The organism is Nocardia sp. NPDC051990, from assembly GCF_040680755.1.
Lineage (GTDB): Bacteria > Actinomycetota > Actinomycetes > Mycobacteriales > Mycobacteriaceae > Nocardia.
In genome coordinates, this window is record NZ_JBFAXH010000013.1 from 170,680 (window position 1) to 183,642 (window position 12,963).

15 protein-coding genes and 1 rRNA gene are annotated in these 12,963 nt (G+C 65.8%); 5 read left to right on the forward strand and 11 right to left on the reverse strand.

The genetic code is table 11. The features are described from left to right. Positions 1-91 precede the first annotated feature (91 nt). From trpA to AB0L63_RS22985, 5 genes are all read right to left on the reverse strand, one after another. Positions 92-892 (reverse strand): tryptophan synthase subunit alpha, encoded by an 801-nt coding sequence (trpA, locus tag AB0L63_RS22965; protein WP_364504376.1) that lies wholly within the window; start codon positions 890-892, stop codon positions 92-94. A 77-nt stretch (positions 893-969) separates the two neighbouring features. Further along, positions 970-2,244 (reverse strand): tryptophan synthase subunit beta, encoded by a 1,275-nt coding sequence (gene trpB / locus AB0L63_RS22970; RefSeq protein ID WP_364504454.1) that lies wholly within the window; start codon positions 2,242-2,244, stop codon positions 970-972. Next, positions 2,241-3,059 carry an indole-3-glycerol phosphate synthase TrpC gene (gene trpC / locus AB0L63_RS22975; protein WP_364504379.1) on the reverse strand — a complete coding sequence of 273 codons (819 nt, stop codon included), beginning with the start codon at positions 3,057-3,059 and terminating at the stop codon, positions 2,241-2,243. Before trpC ends, trpB begins: the two co-directional genes overlap by 4 nt. A 129-nt stretch (positions 3,060-3,188) precedes the next feature. Next, the gene (locus AB0L63_RS22980; protein ID WP_364504382.1) at positions 3,189-3,941 is read right to left on the reverse strand and encodes a TIGR02234 family membrane protein; all 753 of its coding nucleotides are present in this window, start codon (positions 3,939-3,941) and stop codon (positions 3,189-3,191) included. Continuing rightward, positions 3,938-5,494: an anthranilate synthase component I gene (locus AB0L63_RS22985; protein ID WP_364504385.1), complete on the reverse strand. Its 1,557-nt coding sequence runs from the start codon at positions 5,492-5,494 to the stop codon at positions 3,938-3,940. Before AB0L63_RS22985 ends, AB0L63_RS22980 begins: the two co-directional genes overlap by 4 nt. A gap of 90 nt (positions 5,495-5,584) precedes the next feature. Between AB0L63_RS22985 and AB0L63_RS22990 the strand changes: the two genes are divergently transcribed. From AB0L63_RS22990 to AB0L63_RS23005, 4 genes are all read left to right on the forward strand, one after another. After that, positions 5,585-5,848, forward strand: coding sequence for a hypothetical protein (locus AB0L63_RS22990; protein ID WP_364504388.1), 264 nt, complete (start codon positions 5,585-5,587; stop codon positions 5,846-5,848). Between the two features lie 201 nt (positions 5,849-6,049). Further along, positions 6,050-6,514, forward strand: a complete 465-nt coding sequence (locus AB0L63_RS22995; protein WP_364504391.1) for a peroxiredoxin — start codon at positions 6,050-6,052, stop codon at positions 6,512-6,514. Between the two features lie 88 nt (positions 6,515-6,602). Continuing rightward, complete coding sequence (locus tag AB0L63_RS23000) at positions 6,603-7,175, forward strand: permease (protein ID WP_364504394.1); 573 nt, start codon at positions 6,603-6,605, stop codon at positions 7,173-7,175. Positions 7,176-7,409: 234 nt separating this feature from the next. Then, positions 7,410-7,850, forward strand: coding sequence for a MarR family transcriptional regulator (locus tag AB0L63_RS23005; protein ID WP_364504457.1), 441 nt, complete (start codon positions 7,410-7,412; stop codon positions 7,848-7,850). A 28-nt stretch (positions 7,851-7,878) separates the two neighbouring features. Here AB0L63_RS23005 and hisI read toward each other — a convergent pair whose 3' ends face one another. From hisI to AB0L63_RS23030, 5 genes are all read right to left on the reverse strand, one after another. Further along, complete coding sequence (gene hisI / locus AB0L63_RS23010) at positions 7,879-8,223, reverse strand: phosphoribosyl-AMP cyclohydrolase (RefSeq protein ID WP_364504397.1); 345 nt, start codon at positions 8,221-8,223, stop codon at positions 7,879-7,881. A 709-nt stretch (positions 8,224-8,932) separates the two neighbouring features. Beyond that, entirely contained in the window at positions 8,933-9,706 is a 774-nt protein-coding gene (gene hisF / locus AB0L63_RS23015) for an imidazole glycerol phosphate synthase subunit HisF (protein WP_364504400.1), read from the reverse strand. Positions 9,707-9,793: 87 nt separating this feature from the next. Further along, positions 9,794-10,609 carry an inositol monophosphatase gene (locus tag AB0L63_RS23020; protein WP_364504403.1) on the reverse strand — a complete coding sequence of 272 codons (816 nt, stop codon included), beginning with the start codon at positions 10,607-10,609 and terminating at the stop codon, positions 9,794-9,796. Between the two features lie 7 nt (positions 10,610-10,616). Beyond that, a complete protein-coding gene (gene priA, locus AB0L63_RS23025) occupies positions 10,617-11,348 on the reverse strand; it encodes a bifunctional 1-(5-phosphoribosyl)-5-((5-phosphoribosylamino)methylideneamino)imidazole-4-carboxamide isomerase/phosphoribosylanthranilate isomerase PriA (RefSeq protein WP_364504406.1) in 732 nt (243 codons plus the stop codon). Between the two features lie 62 nt (positions 11,349-11,410). Beyond that, on the reverse strand, positions 11,411-11,893 hold the full coding sequence (locus AB0L63_RS23030) for a MarR family transcriptional regulator (RefSeq protein ID WP_364504409.1): 483 nt from the start codon (positions 11,891-11,893) through the stop codon (positions 11,411-11,413). A 70-nt stretch (positions 11,894-11,963) separates the two neighbouring features. On the opposite strand from AB0L63_RS23030, the gene AB0L63_RS23035 reads away from it, so the two are divergent. After that, positions 11,964-12,473, forward strand: coding sequence for a nuclear transport factor 2 family protein (locus AB0L63_RS23035; protein ID WP_364504412.1), 510 nt, complete (start codon positions 11,964-11,966; stop codon positions 12,471-12,473). Between the two features lie 226 nt (positions 12,474-12,699). Here the strand turns inward: AB0L63_RS23035 and rrf are convergent. Continuing rightward, positions 12,700-12,816: ribosomal RNA gene (gene rrf, locus AB0L63_RS23040) — 5S ribosomal RNA — on the reverse strand. Between the last annotated feature and the right edge of the window lie 147 nt (positions 12,817-12,963).

Sequence of the window (12,963 nt, forward strand, 5' to 3'; positions counted from 1 at the left end):
CTGTCTGCGAGGACTCGTAAGGTCACGGCCCCAACCGTAGCGGAGCACGACCACAGCGCGGGATTCGCGGTCGGCGTGGCCCTCTCGACGACTACGAGGTGACAGTCGCGGAACGAACACCCTCGGCCAGTTCGGCCGTGAGGGTCCGTACCGCGTCGAGTCCCTCGGCTGCGGCGGTCACCAATGCCGAACCGACGATGACTCCGTCTGCGTAGGAGGCGATTTCGGCCGCCTGCGCACCGTTGCGCACGCCGAGGCCGACACCGATCGGGATATCGGAGTGGGCGCGGATGCGCGCGCACAGCGCCGGAGCCGCGGAGGAGACCACGTCACGGGCGCCGGTGACACCCATGGTCGAGGCCGCGTAGACGAAGCCGCGGCTGGCCTCCAGCGTTTTGACCAGGCGCTCCTCGGTGGACGATGGTGCGACCAGGAAAATGCGGTCCAGATCGTGTGCGGCCGAGGCGATGAACCAGCTGTCGGCCTCTTCTGGGATGAGGTTGGGGGTGATGATGCCGGACCCGCCCGCAGCGGCCAGATCGCGCGCGAAACGGTCGACGCCATATTGCAGCACCGGATTCCAGTAGCTCATCACGACGGCCTTACCGCCCGCCGCGGTGATCGCCTCGACCACCGAGAACACGTCACGCACCCGGACGCCGCCGCGCAGCGCCTGATCGGCGGCGGCTTGGATGGTCGGTCCGTCCATCACCGGATCGGAGTAGGCGACGCCGACTTCGATGATGTCGCAACCGAATTCGACCATGGTGCGGCACACCTCGATCGAACCGGCCAGGTCCGGATAGCCTGCGGGCAGGTAGCCGATCAGCGCGGCCCGACCCTCCGCGCGGCAGGCCGCGAAGGTATTCGCAAGGCGGGACTGCTGACTCACGACTGCGCCTCGCTGACGCTCGGCTCCGGCACGAGCGAGGTGCTCGGCTGTGTTCATGGTTCGCTCGCTGCGCTCGGTCACTGCTGGCTCTCCTTGTCGGCAGCGTGGTCATCGAACAGCCCGAACCAGCGTGCCGCCGTGTCCATGTCCTTGTCGCCGCGCCCGGACAGGTTCACCAGGATGATGGCGCCCTTGCCCAGTTCCTTGCCGAGCTTCAGCGCACCGGCCACCGCATGTGCGGATTCGATCGCCGGGATGATGCCCTCGGCACGGCTGAGCAGCAGCAGCGCGTCCATCGCCTCGGTATCGGTGATCGGGTGATATTCGGCGCGACCGATGTCCTTGAGGTAGGCGTGTTCCGGACCGACACCCGGATAGTCCAAACCGGCCGAGATCGAATGCGATTCGATGGTCTGGCCGTCCTCGTCCTGGAGCAGGTACGAGTACGCGCCCTGAAACGCGCCGGGTGTGCCACCGGTGAAAGTTGCCGCATGCCTCCCGGTTTCGACGCCGTCACCGGCCGCCTCATAGCCGATCAGCCGCACGCCCGGATCGTCGATGAAGGGATGGAAGATGCCGATGGCGTTGGAACCACCGCCGACGCAGGCGGTGACGGCATCGGGCAGTCGACCGGTGAGCGCCTGCACCTGCGCGCGAGCCTCCAGACCGACGATGCGCTGGAGGTCGCGCACCATCATCGGGAACGGATGCGGGCCCGCGGCGGTGCCGAAGCAGTAGTAGGTGGCGTCGGCATTGGTAACCCAGTCGCGCAGCGCCTCGTTGATCGCGTCCTTGAGGGTCTGTGAACCGGTCCGCACCGAGATCACCTCGGCGCCAAGCAGCCGCATGCGGGCCACATTCAGCGCCTGGCGGGCGGTGTCGACCGCACCCATATAGACGACGCAGTCCAGGCCGAGCAGTGCGCATGCGGTCGCGGTGGCGACGCCGTGCTGACCTGCGCCGGTCTCCGCGATCACCCGGGTCTTGCCCATGCGCTTGGCGAGTAACGCCTGGCCGAGCACGTTATTGATCTTGTGTGAACCAGTGTGGTTCAGGTCCTCGCGCTTGAGGATGATGCGCGCGCCACCGGCGTGCTCGGCGAGCCGCCGGCATTCGAAGATCGGCGACGGGCGCCCGGTGTAGTCGCGCTGCAGCCGGTCCAGTTCGTCGAGGAAGGCGGGATCGAGGCGACACTTGTCGTATTCGGCGGTGACCTCCTCGATCACCGCCATCAGCGCCTCCGGTACATGCCTACCGCCGTAAACGCCGAAGTGGCCACCCAGATCTGGCTCGTGGTCGCTGCGCTCGTGGATGCCGTCGGAGGCCTTGGGCAGTGCCGTCACCTTCGTCACCGGCCCCGCCGCGCGGGCTTCGGGCACGACGGGTGGGTGCCCGCGGTTACCAGTTCGGAAACGGCCGCGCGCGGGTCACCGCTGGTGACCAACCCCTCGCCGACGAGCACGGCGTCCGCACCCGCGCCGGCGTAGGCCAACAGGTCGGCGGTGCCGCGGATACCGGATTCGGCAATGCGGATGACTTCGGTGGGCAGACCGGGCGCAATCCGGGCGAAAACATCGCGGTCGACCTCGAGGGTCTTGAGGTTGCGGGCGTTCACGCCGATCACGGAGGCGCCGGCCTCGAGCGCGCGGTCGGCCTCTTCCTCGGTGTGCACCTCGACCAGAGCGGTCATGCCGAGCGATTCGGTGCGGTCGATCAGCGAACTCAGCACATCCTGCTCCATGGCGGCCACGATGAGCAGGATGACGTCGGCGCCGTGCGCGCGGGCCTCGTGGATCTGATAGGGACCGACGACGAAATCCTTGCGCAGGATCGGGATGTTCACGGAGGCGCGGACCGCGTCCAGATCGTCGAGCGACCCGTGGAAGCGGCGGCTCTCGGTGAGCACGCTGATGATGCGCGCTCCGCCGTCCTCATAGGACTTGGCCAGACTCGCCGGGTCCGGGATGTCCGCGAGCTCTCCCTTGGACGGGCTGGCCCGCTTGACCTCGGCAATGACGCCGATGCCGTCTTCGAGGAGCGCGGCGCGGGCGTCCAGCGGCGCGGGCGCGGCGCCCGCGGCCGCTTTGATCGCCGGGAAGTCCAGAAGGGCTTCCCGAGCGGCCACATCCGCGCGGACCCCGTCGAGAATCGAGTCGAGTACCGTCATCTGGCTCGAATCCTTTCTGGGGAGACGGACTTGCTGCCTGAGAATCCCCCCAGGCGCTGTCTCACCGATGCTGTCAAAGAATAAATGGCTGCTTGTGGCGCAACTCCGCCGGGGTTTGTAGTCACCTGCTCAGACACCTCGATGCCCTTGTTTCCCCTGATCATGATCGGCGGAATCGTCGGTGGCCGAAGTGGGCCGATCCGCTTCCTCGGTTGGATCGGTGCCCGCGTCCAACGCATCCCAGAGCACGCGCTCGGAAAGCTGCCCCATATCGCCCGCCGCTTGGTCGGTCCGCTGACGCGTCACCTGTTCGGTGGCGGCGGCCTTGCGGAAGACCGGATTGTCGTACTTGCCGGACAGGCGGGCAGCATCCTCTGACATGCGGGCCAGCAGGACACCAGCAGCGAAGGCCGCCAGCGCTCCCAGCAACGAAAGTACGGCGGGGAACTGGGAGGTGATCACCTCGGTGACCGTCGCGCGACCGGGCAGCTCCGCCAGGGTGGCGGCACGGGCCGCTGTCGCGCCGGATCTGGTCAACAGCGCGAAGGCGGGAACGGCCGTCACCGCGGCGACCAAACCGATCAGGACGCCGAACATGCGCCGCAGCCAACCGCGGGTCGCCAGCACCGCGGCGATGGCGGCCAGCAGTACCAGGGCCAGTGGTGTGAGGGCTCCGAACCAGACACCGCCGTTGAGTTTGTCGGTGCGCGGTTCGGTCAGACCGTCGGTGGATGAGACAGTTACCCACGTCATCCGGGAAGAGCCCCACAGTGCCGCCGCCGCGATGGCGAGCAGCACGATCGCGCCAACCGGATATCTACGCTTCGTGGTCTGCGCGTCCAGGGTGGACGGATCGGTATCGAGGGGTTCCGAATCGGTCATTCCGCGCTGCCGTCCGCAGATGTCGGCCCGCGGTATGCCCGAACAGTTTTCGCGGCCGCCACCGCCCGTAAGACCGCCATGGCCTTATTGCGGGATTCGACGTCCTCGTAATCCGGATCCGAATCCGCGACAATCCCCGCACCCGCCTGCACGTAGGCGGTGCCGTCCTTCAGCAGTGCGGTGCGGATCGCGATCGCGGTATCCGCATCACCCGCGAAGTCGAGATAGCCGACGACACCGCCGTAGACGCCGCGGCGGGTCGGCTCGAGTTCCTCGATGAGCTCCATAGCGCGCACCTTCGGCGCACCGGACAGCGTGCCCGCAGGGAAGCAAGCACTGACCGCGTCCAGTGCGATCTTGCCGGGCGCGAGACGGCCCGAGACCGTCGAGACCAGATGCATGACGTGGCTGTAGCGCTCGATGTGCCGGTACTCGGTGACGCGCACCGTGCCCGGCTGGCAGACCCGGCCGAGATCGTTGCGGCCGAGGTCGACGAGCATCAGATGCTCGGCATTCTCCTTCTCGTCGGCCAGCAACCCCTTCTCCAGCAGCAAATCGTCCTCCTCGGTGGCGCCACGCCACCGGGTGCCTGCGATCGGATGTGTCGTCGCGACCCCCTCTTTCACGGTCACCAACGATTCCGGGCTGGAGCCGACGATGGAGAATGCCGTGCCGCCGTCGCCGTCCGGAATATGGATCAGATACATGTACGGACTCGGATTGGCGGCGCGCAGCATCCGGTAGAGGTCCAAAGGCGCACCGTCGTAGTCCATTTCGAAGCGCTGCGAGAGCACCACCTGGAAGGCCTCGCCCGCCTCGATCTCCTTGACCAGGCGGCGCACGCCCGCGCCGAATTCTTCGGTGGTGCGGCGGCGGATGTAGTCCGGCTCGGGCTGATCGAAGACCGACACCGTGGACTCCGAGGGCGCGGCCAGCGCGGCAGTCATTCGGTCCAGCCGGGCGACAGCATCGTCATAGGCCTCGTCGACCCGTTCGGAGGTGCCGTTCCAGTTGACCGCATTGGCGATCAGCGTGATCGCGCCCTCATGGTGATCGAAGGCCGCGAGATCGGTGGCGAGCATCAGCACCATCTCGGGCAGCTGCAGATCGTCGACGGCGAGGGTGGGCAGCCGCTCGATCCGGCGCACCGCGTCATAGCCCAGGTAGCCGACCATGCCGCCGGTCAGCGGGGGCAGACCGGGCAGCCGCTCGGTCTGCAGCAGTTGCAGGGTTTCGCGCAGGGCCACCAGCGGATCGCCGCCGGAGGGCGCGTCCGCCGGGGTATGACCGAGCCAGGCCGCCCTACCGTCGACGACCGTCAGCGCCGAGGGACTGCCCGCACCGATGAACGACCAGCGCGACCAGGACCGCCCGTTCTCCGCGGACTCGAACAGGAAGGTACCGGCCCGATCCGCGGCCAACTTGCGGTAGGCCGACAGCGGAGTTTCGGAGTCCGCCAGCACCTTTCGGGTCACGGGGACCACCCGATGCTCCGCGGCCAGTAGGTGGAACTGTTCGCGGGTCGTGGTGGTGGGAGTGGACACGCCAGGCATGAGTCCATCATCCCAGGCGGCGCCGACAGCCTTGTCGGCGCGTCCCACCCTCCTGAACCAACTGTCCGGTTCCCACGGCTGTAGGGACTGGTGACAGCCGTCACCACACTCGCCCCGTTCGACCTCACCCGCGGTACCTATTTCGAGAGGAGACAACTGGTGTACCCCTCGCAACCAGGTGCACCGGACGGGCGGCACGCCGCCGGCTGCGGTATGCCCGGTCAGCCCCCGCGGATGGTCGGCCGGCATGCGCTGGGCGGAGCACCGAGCTCAAACCAGGTGAACGCGCCAGCTTCCTTCGTCACCTATGCGAAGGCATTGGAAGCCCTGGACAAGCACCACTTTTCCGGATGAATATGCCACCCATAGCGACCGGATCAGGGAACTCAGGCCGCTCCTGCGCACACGGAATTCTCGATGTCATGGAAATCAAAATCCAGAGGTCGCCGCGCTCATCGGCGCTTAGCCGTAATAGGAACCCGTCATTCCGGTCCCCGGTATGACGAGACCGAACGCGGGCGGCAAACCGACCTCGCGCCCGGTACTGTCCACACTATGCAGGCAGGCCAGCACGCTCCGGAGTTCGAGCTTTCCGATCAATCCGGCACACCGCGTTCGCTCGAAGCGCTGCTCACGAACGGTCCACTGGTGCTGTTCTTCTACCCTGCCGCGAATTCGCCGGTCTGCACGGCGGAGGCGTGCCACTTCCGTGATGTGTCGGCCGAATTCGCGGCGCTGGGCGCATCGTGCGTCGGCATCAGCACCGACAGCGTCGACACCCAGGCCGGATTCGCGTCCGAACAGAACCTCGGTTACCCGTTGCTATCGGACGCCGACGGCAAGGTCGCCTCGGCATTCGGGGTGAAGCGCGGACTACTCGGCAAGCTCGCACCGGTCAAGCGGCAGACATTCGTGATCGACCGGGATCGCACAGTCGCCAAGGTGATCACCGGCGAGTTGCGGGCCAATGCGCACGCGGACGAGGCGCTGAAGTTTCTACGCGAGCGCGCTCTGCATTAGCCCTATTGCCGATACCGCGCCGGCCACCGCAAAAAAACGCCAGGTCCATCGCCGTTGAACTTCTGATTGCCGGGCATACGCTGGATTCATGACTTCGAGCGAGGTTCGGCCGGACGAACAGAAATCCACGCTGGCCACGTGGCGCACGCGGATCATCGGCACGCTGGCGGTCATCGCCGTACTGATCATCACCTACCTCATTCTGGCGGCGTTTATTCCACGCTGGTGGGCGCAGCGCATCGCCGAACTGGTCAGTGGCAGTTTCAGCAGAGGCATCGGCTGGGGACTGGCATTCGGCTTATTCGGCACCGCGATCCCGTTGTTTCTCCTTCTGCTCGCCACCCTGATCTGGAAGCGGCGAGCCGGCAAATTCATCGCGGGTGCCGCCGCGTTGCTCGCAGTGATCGTCGCGATTCCGAATCTGATGACACTATCGATCGTGCTCGGCAACAATGATGCCGCACATGCCGGCGAACGGATTCTGGACGTCGACGCGCCCGCCTTCCGTGGCGCGTCGCTGGCCGGCGCCATCGTGGCGCTCGCGACTTTCCTCACCGCAGTGGGCCTGATCGGCCGAGGACGATGGCGGCGCAAGCATCCGGGTAAGCCCGCAGCGCCGACACCGCCCGCCGCCACTTCGCAAACACCGATGGCTACCTAGGGACACGTAATCGACACACCATTCGGCTCTGTGAGTGACCTCACGTCGCGAACCAAGTTCATGACGGTCGAGCGAAGTCGTGGCAAACTCATCTGCGCGAGTGACCGTGAACATGCCTTTCATTAATCGCTAGGTTCGCTAACAAGAAGACGTCACTTGGCTCGAAAGAAGGCACCAGTGACGAAGTGGCTCGACCCGGAAGAACAACGAGCTTGGCGCGCAATCGTAGCGCTGATGACGCGTCTACCAGGCGCTCTGGATACCCAGCTGCAGCGCGAGTCCGGACTGACGCATTTCGAATACTGGGTACTCACGCTGTTATCCGAGGAGCCCGGCCATCGGCTGCAGATGAGTGATCTTGCCCACAAAGCAAATGCATCGCTATCGCGACTGTCCCATGTGGTGTCGAAGCTGGAGCGAATGGGCTGGGCGCAACGGTCAGCAACCGCCGGCCGACGCGGCGTGCATGCGGTGCTCACCGACGACGGGTACTCGAAGGTCGTCGAGGCGGCGCCCGGCTATCTGGATGCGGTGCGGCAGTTGGTATTCGACGGTCTCGATCCCGCACAGACGGTGCAGCTCGCCGACCTCAGCGAGCTGCTCGTCAGGCAGCTCAGCCACACGCTGAGCCAGTCCAACGGCGGGTCGCGGGCGATCGAGGAGCGCGACGAGTAGCCGAATCCGTAGCGGTCGGGCGAGTTGCTCAGGTATCAGCGAGCAGTAGATCGGAGTCGAAACAGGTGTGCGTGCCGGTGTGGCAGGCCGCGCCCTCCTGGTCGACGACAAGCAGGATCGTGTCGCCATCGCAGTCGAGACGCACCTCGTGCACGTACTGAGTGTGGCCGGAGGTTTCGCCCTTGACCCAGTACTGCTGACGGGAACGCGAATAGTAGGTCGCCTTGCGGGTTTCCAGCGTGCGGGCAAGTGCCTCGTCGTCCATCCAGGCAACCATCAGCACATCGCCGGTGCCGCGCTCCTGCGCGACCGCGGCGACGAGTCCGGCGTCATTGCGCTTGAGCCGGGCGGCGATGGCGGGATCGAGAGTCATATCACCGTTATACAGGGGGCTCCTCGCCGGAACACATCGTGTACTGACGAAATAACACCCGACGCGATAGGTTCTACTTCTCCGGCAGCGGAATCAGTTCGAGATGTTCGGCCACCGGCTTTTTGGCGCAGGCGGCCCGGCCGGCGACCAAGTTCACCCCGCCGCGGTGGGCAACCAGCCATGTGCCACAGACGCAACGTAGATAGCGAACCGAACCATGTGTCGACACCAGTATCGGCGATGGCCAGGAACATGCGGGACACGTGGCGGACATGGTCGGTAAGCCTGGGTAACTGTCGGGCAGATAGCAATCACCGCTGCGGCGTGGCGGCCGAACTATCCGAAAGAATCTCTAGCTGTGCGAGTGCGATTCAGCTCACCGAGGACCTGCCAGGTGCGTGACGATCGGCTGCGGGGGCCGGATCTGTTTGGGCGACAGCTACATCGGTCGTTCGCTTCGAGACCGAACCACAGCGAACACAGCCTGACCCCGGCAGCCTCCCACCTCAACGCAACGGCACTGTTACCGCATTGTCGGCAGCATCAAGGGCGAACGGAGACAACGCAATCCCGACACTCACGCCCCTTGCAACCCACCCCGACGCCACCCATTCTCCAGTCTGACTGGGCTGTCGCATATCTGCTGATAACCTCGCAGAGGTTATACCTTGCGAGGCAGTCATTGGTTATGCGCCAGTGTGGGGGCGGGCTAGCGGACGACGATTTGTTCGGCGCGCATGGCGGCTTTTACTTGGGGGATGGTGAGGTCGCCGAAGTGGAAGACGCTGGCGGCCAAGACCGCGTCCGCGCCGGCCTGGACGGCGGGGGCGAAGTGTTCGACGGCACCGGCACCGCCGCTGGCGATCACCGGCACCGAGACCGCTTCGCGGACGGCCTTGATCATGGGCAGGTCGAAGCCCGCCTTGGTGCCGTCGGCATCCATCGAGTTGAGCAGGATCTCGCCGACGCCGAGTTCGGCTCCGCGCACAGCCCATTCGATGGCGTCGATACCGGTGCCGCGCTTACCACCATGCGTCGTGACCTCCCAGCCGGAGGGTGTGTCGGGCTGACCGTCCGGAACGGTGCGGGCGTCCACCGACAGAACTATGCACTGGGAGCCGAAGCGCTCTGACATTTCCCGCAAGACCTCGGGGCGCGCGATGGCGGCGGTGTTCACCGAGACCTTGTCCGCACCCGCACGCAGCAGCCGGTCGACATCCTCGACCGTGCGTACACCGCCGCCGACGGTGAGCGGGATGAAGATCTGCTCGGCCGTGCGGGTCACCACATCGATCATGGTGCCGCGGTCGCCGGTGGAGGCGGTGACGTCGAGGAAGGTCAGCTCGTCCGCGCCTTGCAGGTCGTAGGCTGCGGCCAGTTCGACGGGATCGCCCGCGTCCCGGAGGTTTTCGAAGTTGACGCCCTTGACCACCCGGCCCGCGTCGACATCCAGGCACGGAATCACGCGTACCGCCAATGTCATCAGCTCACCCTCCTTCGAATCATGCTGTGTTCATCCACCCCACCGGCTCCGCCGGCTGCCATCCCCCAGTGTCCTTCGTACGCCGCCTCATGCATCGTCGGCGACCGTGCAAATCATTTCGAGCAGCTCCTCGTGCACCCCCGGCGCGGCGGCCAGCACCGAGCCCGAGGTGATGGTCCACGGTTCCCCGGCCAGGTCGGTGACCACCCCGCCCGCCGCGCGTACCAGCGCAACGCCCGCGGCGTTGTCCCACGGATGGTGCCCGAAGACGATCGCGCCGCCGAGCACACCCGCTGCGGTGAACGCGAGGTCGATGCCGGTGGAACCGTGCATGCGCACCCGCGAGGACAGTCGGCTCAGCGGACCGAGCAGGTCGAAACGGAATCGGCCGGGAATGCGTCCGGCGGAGTCCACATTGAACGCACCGAAGCCGATCATCGCCTCGCCCAGCTTCCCGTGCGGCAGCCGCGGCAGCGGTTGGCCGTTGAGCAGCACCGGACCGTCGATGGCCGCCACATAACGCTGGCCAAGCAATGGCAGCCAGGTCAGCCCGAGCAACGGCTCCCCGTTGTGCACCAGCGCGAGCAGCATGCCCGAAAGGGGATGTCCCGATGAGTAATTGAAGGTGCCGTCGATCGGATCGAGCACCCACGCCGTTCCCGACGTGAGCTGCGGACCGCCGAATTCCTCACCGTGCACCTCGATTCCGGTGCGCTGCTCGAGCTGGGCTGAGATGGTGCGCTCCAACTCCAGATCGAGTTCGGTCGCGAAGTCGTTGCGGCCCTTGGCCACCACGCTCGGCGCGCCGACCCCCTCGACGAAACGCGGGCTTACCGCATCGAGGATGTCGCCGGCGACGTCGATCAGGGCCGGTAATTCGGTGTCGAGGCGGTTGGCGGTCATCGAATCGTCAGCGGACCGCGGCCAACGCCTCGGGCAACGTGAAGCGGCCCGCGTAGAGCGCCTTGCCGACAATCGAACCCTCGACACCCTCGGGCACCAGTTCGGCGATGGCAATCAGATCCTCGATGGTGGAGACGCCACCGGAGGCGATGACCGGCGCGTCGGTGGCGGCGCAGACATCGCGCAGCAGATCCAGGTTGGGACCGGTAAGGGTGCCGTCCTTGGTCACGTCGGTGACCACGTAGCGCGAGCAACCGTCGCGCTCGAGGCGTTCGAGCACCTCCCACAGATCGCCGCCGTCACTGACCCAACCACGGCCGCGCAGCCGGTGTTCGCCGTCGACGATCCGCACGTCCAGACCGACGGCGATGCGCTCACCGTGCTTGGCGATGGCGCGGGCACACCACTGTGGATCCTCCAGCGCGGCGGTGCCGAGATTCACCCGGGCACAGCCGGTACCCAGCGCGGCTTCCAGGGATTCGTCGTCGCGGATGCCCCCAGACAGCTCCACCTGGACATCGAGTTCGCCGACGACCTTGGCCAGCAGTTCCCGATTGGAACCACGGCCGAATGCCGCATCGAGATCGACCAGATGCACCCACTCCGCCCCAGCCTCCTGCCAAGCGAGTGCCGCGTCGCGCGGGGAGCCGTAGTTGGTTTCGCTGCCCGCCTCCCCCTGAACCAGGCGCACGGCCTCTCCATTGGCGACATCGACAGCAGGTAGCAGCACAAGACTCACGGATGCAGCTTAGTTGCTCGCTCCGTGCGCCCCACCCCCGGCCTGCGGAAATAATGGCCCGATCACCCCTGCACACGATCATCGAGGATCCGGGTGAGCAGCCGGACGAGTTCACGGCGCTCGGCGACCGAAAGGGCAGCGAGTAGTTCGTCCTGAGCACCCTCGATTCGTTGGTCCAGTTCGTCCAGGTGGCGGGTGCCCGCCTTGGTGATGGTGACGATATTGCGGCGACGGTCGCTCGGATCCGGGGTGCGTTCGATCAAGCCACGTTCGGCCAGATCGTTCAGCGCGGCGACGATATCGCTGCGATCGATGCGGGTGCGACGGCCGAGATCGGCCTGGCTGGCGGGGCCGAATTCGCCGAGCGTGCTGAGCAGGGCGTAGTGGTAGCGGCGGGATCCGGTTGCTTCGAAGGCGCGTTCGGTCGCCCGATTGGCGAGGATAGCCACCTGGTTGACCAGTCGGGTGGGCAGGGCGCGCAGCCTGCCCGGTGTGTCCTCGTGCGCGATCTCCATGAGAGCAATGTAGCAAGACTTGTTGGTCACACCCACAATCGATTACTGTTGGGCTCACCAACGTTGGAGTGACCAACGTGTAGCTCGAAAGGTTCTTCCGATGAGCAAGATCCGTCGCTTCCTCCCCCTCGCCGCACTGCCGCTGGCGCTGCTCGCCGCCTGCACCACCGCCACCAGAGACGACACCCACCAGCTCCGCGAACTGGTGGATCGCGACGAGATCACCGGACTGGTCAACCAATTGGGCCGTGTCCTGGATGAGGGGCGCTTCGATGACTTCCACACGATCTACACCGCCGACGCGACCGCGAAAACTCCCGGCGGCCAAGCCGAGGGTCGCGCCGCGCTCATCGCGCAGGCGAGCCGGAATCACTCCGATGACAAGCGCATTCAGCACTTCATCACCAATGTGATGATCGATCTGCACGGCGATACCGCAGAGGTGCGGGCGAATCTCATCGCCACCTTCGCGCCGGCCACGACCGCTGTGCCGGAGCCGCAGTACACCCTCGGCGAGATCTACCGCTTCGACGCGGTTCGCTTGGCGGAGGGCTGGCGGCTGTCACGGGTGGAAACGACGCCACTGTGGGCCACAGGTACTCGCCCCTAGCCCGGTCGCGCGAACCGCGTGTCGCGCCATGGCGAAAACCCATGTGCGATAACAACTCAGCGTGGCGGTGACGCGGTATTCGCGGTCACGACGGCGACCGCAATCCGAATCCACTCGCCTACCTGGAATTCGGTTGCCACACTGTCGATTTCGGTAAGGCCTGTGCAAAGCACCGGATAAATGCAGAAAGGCCCCCAACTGTTGTTGGGGGCCTTCCGCAAGGATGTTCCGGCGGTGTCCTACTCTCCCACACCCTGTCGAGTGCAGTACCATCGGCGCTGGTGGCCTTAGCTTCCGGGTTCGGAATGGGACCGGGCGTTTCCCCACCGCTATAGCCGCCGTAACTCTATGAAACTATCCACACCCCCACACACCCCCCACAAAGAGAGAGGGTTGAAGGGTTGCGTGTGTTGTTTCAGATACCGCACAGTGGACGCGTAGCTTCTTCGTTGGTAAGTCCTCGGCCTATTAGTACCAGTCACCTACACCC